This window comes from Citrobacter sp. TBCS-14 (genome assembly GCF_005280805.1).
GTDB classification, from domain to species: Bacteria; Pseudomonadota; Gammaproteobacteria; order Enterobacterales; family Enterobacteriaceae; genus Citrobacter; species Citrobacter gillenii.
In genome coordinates, this window is the sequence record NZ_SZWM01001256.1 from 1 (window position 1) to 202 (window position 202).

The following is a 202-nucleotide window of genomic DNA, read 5'->3' on the forward strand; positions in this document are numbered from 1 at the left end:
AATGCGCTCGTGGCATGTCGGAGAACATGCAGGGAACGGAAACGGCTGTCGCCGTACCGCAGGACGTTGTATGCGGGAAATAAACGACATCATCTTTTTCCAGCAACGGATTGGTCTGACGTGAATAACCTGACAGAGAGAAGTTGTCGCCGCGTGACGTTTCACCGAGCACCACAATAGTGAGGTTCTTACGTTTTCCTTT

General features: G+C 51.0%; 1 protein-coding gene. It reads right to left on the reverse strand.

From position 1 onward, the window contains the following. Positions 1-202 (reverse strand): sulfatase-like hydrolase/transferase (locus FDX22_RS27195; RefSeq protein WP_146718057.1); only part of this gene is annotated, 202 nt, incomplete at both ends.